At 30.8% G+C, this 12,774-nt stretch carries 11 protein-coding genes; 8 read left to right on the top strand and 3 right to left on the bottom strand.

Features of this window, described 5'->3' with window-relative positions:
- The first annotated feature begins 1 nt into the window (after position 1).
- From Q4586_RS07020 to Q4586_RS06985, 8 genes are all read left to right on the top strand, one after another.
- Positions 2-760: an MbnP family protein gene (locus tag Q4586_RS07020; RefSeq protein WP_068702607.1), complete on the top strand. Its 759-nt coding sequence runs from the start codon at positions 2-4 to the stop codon at positions 758-760.
- A 7-nt stretch (positions 761-767) separates the two neighbouring features.
- On the top strand, positions 768-1,832 hold the full coding sequence (locus tag Q4586_RS07015) for a cytochrome-c peroxidase (protein WP_303527760.1): 1,065 nt from the start codon (positions 768-770) through the stop codon (positions 1,830-1,832).
- 107 nt (positions 1,833-1,939) lie between these two features.
- Positions 1,940-2,269, top strand: coding sequence for a HesB/IscA family protein (locus Q4586_RS07010; RefSeq protein WP_303527757.1), 330 nt, complete (start codon positions 1,940-1,942; stop codon positions 2,267-2,269).
- A gap of 15 nt (positions 2,270-2,284) precedes the next feature.
- Positions 2,285-3,733: a Fe-S cluster assembly protein SufB gene (gene sufB, locus Q4586_RS07005; protein ID WP_303527754.1), complete on the top strand. Its 1,449-nt coding sequence runs from the start codon at positions 2,285-2,287 to the stop codon at positions 3,731-3,733.
- Positions 3,734-3,749: 16 nt separating this feature from the next.
- On the top strand, positions 3,750-4,592 hold the full coding sequence (locus tag Q4586_RS07000; RefSeq protein ID WP_303527752.1) for an N-acyl homoserine lactonase family protein: 843 nt from the start codon (positions 3,750-3,752) through the stop codon (positions 4,590-4,592).
- 6 nt (positions 4,593-4,598) lie between these two features.
- Positions 4,599-5,348, top strand: a complete 750-nt coding sequence (gene sufC / locus Q4586_RS06995) for a Fe-S cluster assembly ATPase SufC (protein WP_068702598.1) — start codon at positions 4,599-4,601, stop codon at positions 5,346-5,348.
- Between the two features lie 55 nt (positions 5,349-5,403).
- Positions 5,404-6,717 (top strand): Fe-S cluster assembly protein SufD, encoded by a 1,314-nt coding sequence (gene sufD / locus Q4586_RS06990; RefSeq protein WP_068702596.1) that lies wholly within the window; start codon positions 5,404-5,406, stop codon positions 6,715-6,717.
- Positions 6,718-6,863: 146 nt separating this feature from the next.
- Positions 6,864-7,574 carry a DUF547 domain-containing protein gene (locus tag Q4586_RS06985; RefSeq protein ID WP_303527749.1) on the top strand — a complete coding sequence of 237 codons (711 nt, stop codon included), beginning with the start codon at positions 6,864-6,866 and terminating at the stop codon, positions 7,572-7,574.
- Positions 7,575-7,647: 73 nt separating this feature from the next.
- Here Q4586_RS06985 and Q4586_RS06980 read toward each other — a convergent pair whose 3' ends face one another.
- The 3 genes from Q4586_RS06980 to Q4586_RS06970 form a co-directional block, all read right to left on the bottom strand.
- A complete protein-coding gene (locus Q4586_RS06980) occupies positions 7,648-10,053 on the bottom strand; it encodes a helix-turn-helix domain-containing protein (protein ID WP_303527746.1) in 2,406 nt (801 codons plus the stop codon).
- 200 nt (positions 10,054-10,253) lie between these two features.
- Entirely contained in the window at positions 10,254-11,762 is a 1,509-nt protein-coding gene (locus Q4586_RS06975; protein WP_303527744.1) for a hypothetical protein, read from the bottom strand.
- Between the two features lie 103 nt (positions 11,763-11,865).
- Positions 11,866-12,747, bottom strand: coding sequence for a nuclear transport factor 2 family protein (locus Q4586_RS06970; RefSeq protein WP_303527742.1), 882 nt, complete (start codon positions 12,745-12,747; stop codon positions 11,866-11,868).
- Between the last annotated feature and the right edge of the window lie 27 nt (positions 12,748-12,774).

The raw sequence follows: 12,774 nt of genomic DNA, 5'->3' as shown, positions 1-12,774 counted from the left end.
AATGAAACAGTATATTGTATTTTTTTTAAGCGTATTTCTTTTTTCTTGTAGTTCAGACAACGATGAGTTAATTAAAGAAGTTAGTGTAAAAATCAATTTTACCCAAAATTGGGATGGTACTAAAATTGAAAAGTCAGACATCGGAAATACTGAATTTCTAAATAAAACAGGAAGTAAATTAACATTAAGTAGGTTGCGTTATTTAATTTCTCGCATTAGCCTTGTTGATGGTGCTGGAGACACCACAAAGTTTAACAATTACAAACTATTAGACATCAGTAAACCTGATAGTTTAACACATACGCTTTCTAAAAAAATATCTGAAGGTAGCTATAAATTATTATTTACTTTCGGGTTTAAAAATGAAGATAATATCAGTGGCATTCACCCTAAATTAAATTCAGCTGACTGGATCGTTCCTGATATGATGGGTGGCGGTTATCATTTTATGCAATTAGATGGTAAATTTAAAGATACCTTAGGAGCCGAAAAACCATATAACTTTCACACTATTAAAGCCTATGACAAAGAAAAAGATTCTATTATAGATACTTCAATACCAGTAATAACCCCTTTCATATTGCTAAAAAACGATGCAACTATTGAAATTAAAATGAATGTAGCTGGTTGGTTTAAATCTCCAAACGATTGGGACTTAAATAAAAAAAGCATCGATTTGATGATGGATTTTGAAGCACAAGAAACAATGTATGAAAATGGTAAAAGCGGGGTTTTTAGTTTAGGTAAAATCTCTCAATAAAACACAAATGATTAAAAAAAGTATATACCTGTTGTCGTTCTTTCTTTTAATGAGCTGTTCATCAACAGAAGAAAAAAATGACCTATATACTCCTGTACCAGTAACTTTAAAAATACCCGAATTATTTCAACAAAGAATAATTGCTCCCGTAATTCCAACAAACAACCCTTTAACAAAAGAAGGAATTACTTTAGGAAAAAAATTGTTTTTTGATAAAATCTTATCTAAAAACAATACCCAATCATGTGCAACGTGTCATAATCCTTCAAAAGCTTTTACCAACAACACTCAATTTAGCGAAGGCGTTGATGGATTATTAGGTAGTCGCAACTCAATGCCTCTATTCAATTTAGCATGGAATTTTGACGAACGCTTTGCTTGGGATGGTAAAGAATTAAGTCTCGAACGACAAGCATTCGAACCTGTTCGAAATCCGATAGAAATGCATAGTGAATGGACAAATGTTGCTAAAAAAATACAAGACCATTCAGAATATCCAACACTATTTAAACAAGCTTTCGGAAATGTAAAAATCGATTCTATATTAATTACGAAAGCCTTAGCTCAGTTCGAAAGAACTTTAATTTCAGGTAACTCAAAATTTGATAAATTCTTATTAGGTAAAGCGACTCTTACAGCAGAAGAACAAAACGGATTTAATGTTTTTATGGATGAAGCTCGTGGCGATTGTTTTCACTGCCATGGTAGCGACAACAATCCACTATGGACAAACAATCAATTTCACAATAACGGTTTAGATCTTGTTTTTACTGATTTAGGTTTAGGCGCTGTTACAGGCGACCCTAATGATAACGGTAAATTTAAAACCCCATCAATCAGAAACTTAAAATTCACCGCACCCTACATGCACGATGGTCGTTTTGCAACTTTAGAAGAAGTTATCAATCATTATTCTACCGGATTAAAAAACTCTTCAACCATTGATCCTTTAATGAAAAAAGTAAATCAAGGCGGTGTACATCTTTCTGAAAAAGACAAAGCCGACTTAAAAGCCTTTTTATTTTCACTTACCGACAATGATTTTGTTACAAATTTAGATTTTCAAGAATAATCAAAAAATCTAATAAACCCATCAAAAAACACAATGATGAGTTATGTAATTAACTGAGACTTATATTGTATATTTGCAAACTATTTAGCGTTAATCCACTTAAAACAATGATAAAAGTTTCAGACACAGCAAAAAGGAAAGTTATCGAGTTAATGACTGATGACGGCTTTGATGCTACCACAGATTTCGTTCGTGTTGGTGTAAAAAGCGGAGGTTGTTCAGGATTATCATACGACTTAACCTTTGATAAAAAAACCCAAGAAAACGATAAAATTTTTGAAGAAAACAATGTGAAAATTGTTGTTGACAAAAAAAGTTTTTTATACCTCGTAGGAACTACCTTAGAGTATTCAGGAGGTTTAAACGGAAAAGGATTTGTATTTAACAATCCAAACGCAAACCGTACATGCGGTTGCGGAGAATCTTTTAGTTTATAAAATTACAACTCAATTATGAGCAAGTATACCGAAGACGATTTAAGAGAAGAGTTAAAAACCAAAGAATATGAATATGGTTTTTATACTGATATAGAAAGTGAAACCTTTGCAAAAGGGTTAAATGAAGAAGTAGTTCGTGCAATTTCTAAAAAGAAAAACGAACCAGAATGGATGACCGAGTGGCGTTTAGAAGCCTTTAGAGTTTGGGAAAAAATGGAAGAGCCAGAGTGGGCAAATGTTCACTATGAAAAACCAAAATTTCAAGACATTGCTTATTATTCGGCACCAAAAGAAAAACCAAAATTAAATAGTTTAGATGAAGTTGACCCTGAGTTATTAGATACTTTTAAGCGTTTAGGGATTTCTATAGACGAGCAAAAAAAATTAGCAAATGTAGCTGTTGATATAGTAATGGATTCTGTATCTGTTGCAACTACATTTAAAGAAACTTTAGCTGAAAAAGGAATTATTTTTATGCCTATTTCAGAAGCTATTCAAGAACACCCTGAATTGGTAAAAAAATATTTAGGAACCGTTGTCCCTACAACCGACAACTTTTATGCAGCTTTAAATTCGGCAGTATTTTCTGATGGATCTTTCTGTTACATTCCAAAAGGCGTTCGTTGTCCGATGGAATTATCAACATACTTTAGAATTAACGAAGGTGGAACAGGGCAATTTGAAAGAACCTTAGTTGTTGCCGATGAAAGCAGCTATGTTTCTTATTTAGAAGGATGTACCGCACCAAGTAGAGATGAAAATCAATTACACGCAGCTGTTGTTGAACTAATAGCCATGGACGATGCTGAAATTAAATACTCAACAGTTCAAAACTGGTATCCTGGAAATGCTGAAGGAAAAGGTGGTGTTTATAACTTTGTAACCAAAAGAGGTTTATGCGAAACGAATGCTAAAATTTCTTGGACACAAGTTGAAACAGGTTCAGCAGTTACTTGGAAATACCCTTCATGTGTATTAAAAGGTGACAATTCGGTTGGTGAATTTTATTCAATCGCCGTAACAAACAATCATCAGCAAGCTGATACCGGAACTAAAATGATTCACTTGGGTAAAAATACCAAGTCAACTATTATATCAAAAGGGATATCAGCCGGAAAATCACAAAACTCTTATAGAGGATTAGTTCAGATAAATTCAAGAGCAGAAAATGCCCGTAATTTCTCGCAATGTGATTCTTTATTAATGGGTAATGAATGTGGCGCACACACATTTCCGTACATCGAAACAAAAAATAAATCGGCACAAATAGAACACGAAGCAACAACAAGTAAAATTGGTGAAGATCAATTATTTTACTGTAACCAACGTGGTATTGATACCGAAAAAGCCATTGCTTTAATTGTAAACGGATTTAGTAAAGAAGTACTAAATAAATTACCAATGGAATTTGCTGTTGAAGCTCAAAAATTATTAGAAATTAGTTTAGAAGGTTCAGTAGGATAATTAATAAAGATACGAAATGAAAAAAATAATATTTATAGCTCTTTCTATCCTTATTATTGGTTGTAAACAAACCGAAAAGAAAGAAGTACCTAACGAAGTTAAAAAGCCCGAAGTAAAATTATTTCAATTAGTTGGTGGATCAATTTTAGTAAATAAGTTAGAGGTTTTTTCGCAAGATACAACGTACACCGGTCAAACAAAACAGTTTACCGATGCCTATTATGTAATATCGCACCCAAAAGGGAACTTAATGTGGGATGCTGGTTTACCTGAAAACTTGGTATTACCTGAAGCGGTTACTCCTGGCGACGGAACCTTTACTGTACAAAGACCCGATTCTTTAGCAAATCAATTAAAATCGATTGGTTTTAAAATTGAAGATTTCAAGTATTTTGCAATGTCTCACTCGCATTTTGATCATACTGGGCATGCAAACTATATGAAAGATGCAACTTGGCTAATACAAGAAAACGAATACAATTCGGTTGCAGGAGATTCTTTAGTTAAAAAAAATCCTGCGGTAGCAGCCTTAAAAAATGTACAAAAATTAAACGGTGATTATGATGTTTTTGGTGACGGTACTGTTGTTATAAAATACATGCCAGGTCATACTATTGGTCATCAAATATTATATATTGAAGCTTCTGGAGTTGAAAAACCAATTTTATTAACAGGAGATTTATATCATTTTGAAGAAAACAGAGCCAACAAAGGCGTTCCTTCATTCAACTATAATGTTGAACAAACTTTAGCAAGCATGCAAAAATTTGAAGCTTTTGCTAAAGAAAAAAATGCTGAGGTGATCATTCAACATTCACCAATAGCTTTCAAAAAATTACAAAATCTATTAAAAAAGTAACCAGTAATGTTAAAAATAGAAAACTTACACGCTAATATAGAAGATAAGTCAATTTTAAAAGGATTGAATTTAGAAGTTAAAGCAGGAGAAATTCATGCAATAATGGGTCCTAACGGAGCTGGTAAAAGTACAATGGCTTCTGTTATTGCAGGAAAAGAAGAATACGAAGTTACCAACGGAACTATCGAATTAAATGGGGAAGATATTAGCGAATTGGCGCCAGAAGAGAGAGCCCATAACGGTGTGTTTTTATCATTTCAATATCCGGTTGAAATTCCTGGAGTTACGGTAACTAACTTTATTAAAACAGCAATTAACGAATCGCGCAAAGCACAAGGTTTAGAAGAAATGCCTGCTAAAGATATGCTTAAAATGATTCGTGAAAAATCTGAATTATTAGAAATAGACCGTAAATTTTTATCACGTTCTTTAAACGAAGGATTCTCTGGAGGAGAAAAGAAACGTAATGAAATTTTTCAAATGGCAATGTTAGAGCCTAAGTTAGCAATTTTAGATGAAACCGATTCTGGTTTAGATATTGATGCTTTACGTATTGTTGCTAACGGTGTAAATAAATTAAAATCTAAAGATAACGCAGTAATTGTAATTACGCACTACCAACGTTTATTAGATTATATTGTTCCTGATTTTGTACACGTTTTACACGATGGTAAAATTGTAAAAACAGGAGATGCTTCATTAGCGTTAGAGTTAGAGGCAAAAGGATATGATTGGATTAAAAACGAATTAGTTTAGTTATAAAGTTTAAAAAGTAAAACTTTAAAAACTTACAACTTTAAAACTAAAACAAATGGAATTAAAAGATAAACTAGCTGCATCATACGTAGCTTTTGAAAATGGTGTAGATGTAAACTCTGATATACATGATATTAGAACTAAAGCGCTACAAAATTTTGAAGAATTAGGATTTCCTACTAAGAAATTAGAAGCATGGAAATACACCTCTTTAAAATCAGTATTAAAACAAGATTACAGTATTTTTCCTAGCTCGGAAAATGCTATCGAATTAGCAGATGTAAAAAAATATTTTATCCATGATATAGATACCTATAAAATTGTATTTATTGATGGAAAATACAGCTCTTTTTTATCAGAAACTACACATGATACGATTGATGTTTGTTTAATGTCATCAGCATTAACAAAACCGAAATACAAGGCGGTTATTGAAAACTATTTCAATAAAATAGCCGAACAAGATAATTTAACTTCATTAAATACTGCTTTTGCAAATGAAGGTGCCTACATTAACATTCCTAAAAATGTAGAGGTACAAAAACCAATACAAATTATTTATTTTACAACAGGTACTGAACAAGCTACCATGACACAACCTCGTAACTTAATTGTTGCCGAGCAAAATGCACATGTACAAATTATCGAACGTCATCAAAGCTTAACTTCTAATCCAGTTTTAACAAACGCGGTAACTGAGGTATATGCTGCAAAAGATGCAACAGTAGATATTTATAAAATTCAGAATGATGATAAAAATGCTTCTTTGGTAGATAACTCTTACATAGAGCAAAAATCAAACAGTATTGTTTCTGTACATACTTTTTCTTTCGGAGGAAATATTACACGTAACAACTTAAACTTTTATCAAAGAGGAGAACATATCGATTCTATCTTAAAAGGAATTACAATTACTGAAGGAAAACAACACGTAGATCATCATACTTTAGTACATCATATTGAGCCTAACTGTGAATCTCATCAAGATTATAAAGGAATTTATGATGAGCGTTCTACTGCTGTTTTTAATGGTAAGGTTATTGTTGAAAAAGAGGCGCAGAAAACAAATGCTTATCAGCAAAACAACAATGTTTTAGTAAGTGATAAAGCTACAATTAATGCAAAACCACAATTAGAGATTTTTGCAGACGATGTAAAATGTTCGCACGGTTGCACTATTGGTCAATTAGATGAAGATGCGTTATTTTACATGCAACAACGAGGTATCCCTCAAAAAGAAGCAAAAGCTTTATTAATGTATGCCTTTGCAAATACTGTTTTAGAAAGCGTAAAAATACCAGAAGTTAAAAAACTAATTAATAAATTAATTGCCAATAAACTAGGCGTTAATATTGGTTTTGATTTATAATATCTGTTTTTATTAAATCTTTAAAAATAAAGCTCATTCTATATAGAATGAGCTTTATTTTTTTAAAAAAAAATTAAGTTTTGTAATGATTTAAAAACTGCTTCGTCAAAACTAGTGAAATAATTAAAATTTAAAACTAGAAAAAGATGCGAAAAACAATTACTCTATTCTGCTTATTATTTATTAGCATTCAATCGCAATCACAAACCGATGTTTTTAATGCACTTTTAAAAACGTATGTAACAAAACAAGGAAATGTAGATTATAAAGGATTACGAAAAAATCGTGCTTTATTAGATTTATATTTAAATCATTTAGAAAAAACAGTTCCTGGTAAAAATTGGTCAGCATCAAAAGCCAAAGCTTTTTGGATTAACGCCTATAATGCTTATACGATTAAACTAATATTAGATAGTTACCCTTTAAAAAAGATTACTGACATTAAACGTAAAGGTAGAAATGCATGGAAAATACCTTTTGCTGTCATTGGTAAAAAAACATATTCGTTAGACTATATTGAACATAAAATATTACGACGTTGGCATGATGACCCAAGAATTCATGTTGCTATAAACGCAGCCTCAAAATCAGGGCCGTGCTTTGCAAACTTTGCTTTTACATCTAAGAACATCAACAATTCTTTAGAGTCATTAATGAAAAAATTTATTAACGACCCAAGTAAAAACAAAATAACATTAAATAAAATTGAGGTATCAAAAATGTTTGAATGGTATCAAGAAGATTTTACAATTAAAACTTCGTTGGTTGATTATATTAACAAGTACTCAATAGTTAAAGTAAATGATAATGCTGCCGTATCATATTTAAAATATGACTGGAATTTAAACGGATTATAAAGCCATCATTTACTCTCCTTATTTTATTAACGTAAAAATAAGTATTTGTTTTTACGTTTTTTTTATATCATTTTTAAATTTCTAAAGACATTAATACCATTCGTAACTCCATATAACTATAATCTTTGGCTACTTTTTCTTTTAAATCTGTCAAGCTTTTAAACTCAACATTTTCAACAGCTTTTACTATTTTGTTATATCTTTTTAATGGAATGATTTCAAGAACATCAATATCTCCTTCAGGAATAAAACTTGCTAAGTGACTTTCAATCGTATTGATTGTTAAGCCTCTTTTACTGGCTATTTCTTTGGCTGAAAATCCTTCTTTAAATAAATTAAAGGTTATTTGCCGTGTTGGTATTTTATCTTTTTTAACTACTTTTTCTGTGTCGTTAATTCCTTGTTTTTTAATATAATTACTTATAGTATCTAAAATTCTACCACCATATTTTTGTACTCTAATTTTCCCCATCCCTTCAACTTTAAGTAATTCTTGTGCTGTTTTTGGAACTGTATCACAGATAGCATAGAGTGTTTTTTGAGTAAAAATTTGAAAATGAGGAATTTTTTCTTTTTTATGAATTTCATCTCTCAATTCGCGTAAACTGATTGCTAAAACAGGATCTCTAGATGATATTATTTTCTTTTTCTTAGGTTTTTCTACATTTTGTAAAACAGCATTTGCTCTCACTTGTAAGTAATCTTCAACCTGAAATCCATCCTTCAACTTAAGAAAACAAAATAGTTTAATAGATAATAAGTCTTGTAGCGTATAAATTTGTTTCTCTAAATCTTTTTGAACAGCTTTATTATCTGTAGAAAATGAAATTCCACTTAAAGGCTTCTTAATAAACTCTTCAGTTTGTTTAATAAAATAATCAATTGCTTTAATAAATCGTTCATTAATGGCATCACTATTCTCTGCTAAAATATCATCTTCGGAGAGTTGTTGCAATTGAATTTTAAACCCATTAGCAATTTTTAATAAAGGAATAATCCCGTTATCTTTAATCGTTTCTAAATGGTTGATCATAATACCATTTAAACTCGTTTGATTTTTATAATATATATCAATAGCTCTTGTTGTTGGATATAAAAAAGCTCTAAAATCGAATAATTCTGAAATTAAATTAAGTTGATATCTTTTTTCTGACTCACTTAAAACTGTTTCATCAGGAACGTTTTCGTGTACGTTCTTATTAAAAGAATCAACCGTTCTATCATTTATAATAGAACTGTTTCTAATCTGTGTTTTTAAAACAATCCCCTCTAAAGAAGTACATCTACTTAAAGCAACGTACGTTTGCCCGTGTGCAAAGGAAGCTTCGGCATCAATAATTGCTTTTTCAAAGGTTAATCCTTGACTTTTATGAATTGTAATTGCCCACGCTAATCGTAATGGAATCTGAGAAAAAGAACCAGTAACTTCTTCTTTAATATCCTTTGTTTCTTCATCTATCGAATAATTAATATTCTCCCAAATTTCTTTTTTTGTTTCTATTTCATCATCATCATTCGGACATTTCACATAAATAAGATCATCATCAATTAAAGTTATTTTACCAATTTTCCCGTTAAAATATCGTTTTTCTGGTGAGCTGTCATTTTTAATAAACATCACCTGGGCACCAACTTTTAACTCTAATTTATCGCTATTCGGATAGGCGTTTTCATTAAATTTACCAGATACCTCTGCTTTAAAAAAACTGCTCTTTTTCTTTAACTTATCTAACTCTAGCGTATTAATAGCATCGGCTCTTTTATTGTGGGTAGTTAAAGTAATGTATCCATCATTTTTTTGTGGCTCAAAATCTGGATTATATCTTTTATTTAAAATTGCAGCTGACTTTTCAGATAAAGAATCGTTTCTAATTTCATTTAAAATTTCGATAAACTCATCATTATCCTGTCTGTAAATTTTCTTTAGCTCAATACTTACCGTATTCGATTCTTGAAATGCTCTACTACTAAAAAAATATACCGATTTATAATGTTCTTGTAGCAAACTCCATTCATTAGGTCTTACAACTGGTGATAATTGTTGCAAATCTCCTATCATTAAAACTTGTGCGCCTCCAAAAACTTTGTTTTTATCTTTGTATCGTCTTAAAACCTGATCTATACCATCTAACAAATCAGCTCTAACCATACTAATTTCATCAATAATCACAAGATCTAAAGATCTAATAATGTCAATTTTTGCTTTACCAAACTTTCGTTGTTGGTTAGATGCATTTGCTATTTGGTTTGGTAAAATAGGACCAAACGGCATTTGAAAAAAAGAATGAATGGTAACACCTTTTGCATTAATTGCAGCAACACCTGTTGGTGCTACAATAACCAATCTTTTAAGCGATTCGTTTTTTATTTTATGTAAAAAAGTAGTTTTTCCTGTACCTGCTTTCCCAGTAATAAAGAGATTTCTATCTGTTTTTTCTATAAACTGAATGGCAAGGTCTAATTCTTTATTTTCTATCATCACAAAAGGCTACTACAATTTTTTACTAATAAATGTAAAAGTACTTTTTTTAAGATAATATGTTGCTAAAATTAGAGTGAACAGCTTAATTTTTGACAACAACTCCTTTCAGAAAGTGAAAAAACACCTAATAACAAAACCCTAAGTATTTAACCTAGGGTTTATTAATCATTTTCTAATATTTAGGAAATTTCTTTTTGCTAATTTTTAGACTCCAATCTTTTAAGCCTATCTTGTAAATCAATAAACATTTTATTCAACGCCTTTAACTCCCTAATTTCAGCATCTTGTTTGTTTATTTTTAAATCTTGTGCTTCTAATTTCTTTTCTTGATCAATAGTATATAATGTTAGCTCTTCTATTTTTTGTAATAATTTAGCATCCATTTCTCCCAAGAAAAAACCGTCTTTTTTCACTTTTTCTGCACTTGGTATATCTTTTAAATGCCCTTTTTCATTTATATGGCTTTCAACTTCTTTTAAAGTTGGTAACTGATAGTTCTCTTCGAAAACAAAGTCTGACCAACCAGTTGCTTCCACTTTTATTTCTCTTGCACCTATTGAACCTTCAACAGCTAATCTGTGACTACCTGTAGTTGATGTTCCAATTCCTACTTTCCCTGATGAATTTATACGAAAAGGTGTTGATATCCAAGTATTACGATTCCTCCACATTTGAATAGAAAACTCACCATCATTAGCACTTATAACAGGTCGTTGAGTAATATTATCTTTAGACTCTAATTGTATTGCTGCTGCAACACCACCTCCAACAATCATTTGATGGTAACTTCCTTTAGATCCTTTTACTTCTAACTTAGAATTTGGATTACTTGTTCCAAATCCTACATTTCCTGACGATTCTATTGTAAAAGGAGTTGACATCCAAGTGTTACGGTTTTTCCACATTTGAATAGAAAAATCACCATCATTAGCACTTATAACAGGTCGTTGCGTAATATTATCTTTAGACTCTAATTGTATTGCTGCTGCAACACCACCTCCAACAATCATTTGATGATAACTACCTTTAGATCCTTTTACTTCTAGTTTAGAATTTGGATTACTTGTTCCAAATCCTACATAACCACTATCTCCTTTAACTTTAAATATTGATTGCCTCCAACCATAGTTATCATTTGCTGCATGAAGTCCAAAATCACCTTCATTATTAGCTGAAAAATACCAATTTTTTTTATTAACAGGTGCTTTTGTATTTCTAAAATAAAACAAACCTTCAGCAATAACAGATCTATTACCAACAACATGCAAACCCGCTTTAGGGTCTGTAGTTCCAACACCTACATTACCATTCGATTTAAATGTTACTTTTATAGGGTTCTTCATAGGATTTTGATAGCCTCCAAACGATAAATGAAGTTTACCATTACCATTTGAATTGTATGTACTAGGTACCCAAGCAAAACCTGCATGTTGAATCCCAGTCCCTGCAAAACATAATCTAGATGAAACTACATCTGATTGGGTTTCGCTTAAAGGATTACCAAGAAAAAGATGTGCTTCATTTTCAATTGGTTTTTTAAGAACATTTAAAACACTTTTTGTGTACGAATTTCCAATACTTATATTACCTTTAGTATAGATGAAATCACTTTTACCTGTGGGTGAAGCTCCAGTTAAAATTTTTTCTTGAGCTGTAACAGTTAATCCTATTACAGATAAAAAAATTGCTAAAATTTTTCTTTTCATTTTTTGTATTTTTTTAAAGGCACAAAAATACTCCATATTTTATAAATAAACCCTACACAAAACGTGTAGGGTTTATACTTTGATTCAATTGAAAAAGGTAAAATTAAAATTTTCCGTTTGTATGTGCCATTTCAGCAGGAATTTCTTGAATTACATCCCAGTGTTCAACTATTTTATTGTCTTTTAATCTAAATAAGTCATAAAATGCTTGTGATTTTCCACCCCATTCACCTTCACTCATAGTTAAAACAAAATTTCCTTCACCCAATACTTTATGAAGTTTTTTATACCTAAACATATTATTTTGTGATGTTAAATATGCAATTGCTTCTCCTAAACCATCTAACCCATCTTTAATCATAGGGTTATGCTGATGATATTCTTCAGTGCTTACATAGTTTGTAATTTTTTCTGGTGCTTTACCAAACAACACATCGTTTACAAAGTTTTTTACAATTTCTTTATTAGTAGCTGTTTTACTGATATCAGTAATTTCAGTAACACCATTAACTTGAGAACGTCCACTAGCTGTTTGCTCAACTTTAGCCGTAATATTATCCCAATGTTCAGCAACTTTACCATCTTGCATTCTCCAAACATCAAACGCAACTATCTCTTTACCTCCTAAAGCTTCAGCATTATGATATGAATTATGTAAAATAATAAATTCACCATCTTGTAAAATTCTATGCGTAGTATAAGTTGTATTTGCTTTTTTTAAGACAGGAAGAAATCCTAATACTGGGGCTATTCCTGTTGGTACATGAGGATTATGTTGAATATAATCAGTTGTAAAATATTTTTTTATTCCTTCTGAGCTATACTCCTTAAAAAAAGCCTTTTGTGCTTCTTGTGCTATTGTTTTTAAATTTTCCATTTTAAATTCTTTCTTTAATTTATTTCCTTTTATTGTTGATTTTTTTTGAATTGAATTACAGCTTGTAAAAGCTGCGATGCTCAACACAATAATGATTGCTTTTTTCATCCTATATTTAATTTTAAATGATAGGAC

The sequence above is a fragment of the Tenacibaculum soleae genome, from assembly GCF_030549005.1.
Taxonomy (GTDB): domain Bacteria; phylum Bacteroidota; class Bacteroidia; order Flavobacteriales; family Flavobacteriaceae; genus Polaribacter; species Polaribacter soleae.
The sequence above is the reverse complement of the archived record's forward strand: the minus strand, read 5'-3'. Positions and strand labels throughout refer to the sequence as shown.

What these genes read in the sequence shown, in the direction of transcription:
- Q4586_RS07020 (WP_068702607.1), top strand. Translation starts at nt 2, where the DNA reads ATGAAACAGTATATTGTATTTTTTTTAAGCGTATTTCTTTTTTCTTGT.
- Q4586_RS07015 (WP_303527760.1), top strand. Translation starts at nt 768, where the DNA reads ATGATTAAAAAAAGTATATACCTGTTGTCGTTCTTTCTTTTAATGAGC.
- Q4586_RS07010 (WP_303527757.1), top strand. Translation starts at nt 1,940, where the DNA reads ATGATAAAAGTTTCAGACACAGCAAAAAGGAAAGTTATCGAGTTAATG.
- sufB (WP_303527754.1), top strand. Translation starts at nt 2,285, where the DNA reads ATGAGCAAGTATACCGAAGACGATTTAAGAGAAGAGTTAAAAACCAAA.
- Q4586_RS07000 (WP_303527752.1), top strand. Translation starts at nt 3,750, where the DNA reads ATGAAAAAAATAATATTTATAGCTCTTTCTATCCTTATTATTGGTTGT.
- sufC (WP_068702598.1), top strand. Translation starts at nt 4,599, where the DNA reads ATGTTAAAAATAGAAAACTTACACGCTAATATAGAAGATAAGTCAATT.
- sufD (WP_068702596.1), top strand. Translation starts at nt 5,404, where the DNA reads ATGGAATTAAAAGATAAACTAGCTGCATCATACGTAGCTTTTGAAAAT.
- Q4586_RS06985 (WP_303527749.1), top strand. Translation starts at nt 6,864, where the DNA reads ATGCGAAAAACAATTACTCTATTCTGCTTATTATTTATTAGCATTCAA.
- Q4586_RS06980 (WP_303527746.1), bottom strand. Translation starts at nt 10,053, where the DNA reads ATGATAGAAAATAAAGAATTAGACCTTGCCATTCAGTTTATAGAAAAA.
- Q4586_RS06975 (WP_303527744.1), bottom strand. Translation starts at nt 11,762, where the DNA reads ATGAAAAGAAAAATTTTAGCAATTTTTTTATCTGTAATAGGATTAACT.
- Q4586_RS06970 (WP_303527742.1), bottom strand. Translation starts at nt 12,747, where the DNA reads ATGAAAAAAGCAATCATTATTGTGTTGAGCATCGCAGCTTTTACAAGC.